Source organism: Citrobacter sp. Cpo089 (assembly GCF_030332695.1).
Classification (GTDB): Bacteria; Pseudomonadota; Gammaproteobacteria; order Enterobacterales; family Enterobacteriaceae; genus Citrobacter; species Citrobacter portucalensis.
In genome coordinates, this window is record NZ_JAOWHJ010000024.1 from 1 (window position 1) to 215 (window position 215).

Sequence of the window (215 nt, forward strand, 5' to 3'; positions counted from 1 at the left end):
CCCGGCTGTATGCGCGAGGTTACCGACTGCGGCCTGAGTTTTTTAAGTGACGTAAAATCGTGTTGAGGCCAACGCCCATAATGCGGGCAGTTGCCCGGCATCCAACGCCATTCATGGCCATATCAATGATTTTCTGGTGCGTACCGGGTTGAGAAGCGGTGTAAGTGAACTGCAGTTGCCATGTTTTACGGCAGTGAGAGCAGAGATAGCGCTGA

At 53.0% G+C, this 215-nt stretch carries 1 pseudogene (running past one end of the window); it reads right to left on the reverse strand.

What is annotated here, in order from left to right:
* Window positions 1-215 (reverse strand): annotated as a pseudogene (locus tag OGX92_RS03400) (IS1-like element transposase) (its annotated part continues 80 nt past the right edge of the window); the annotation flags it as partial.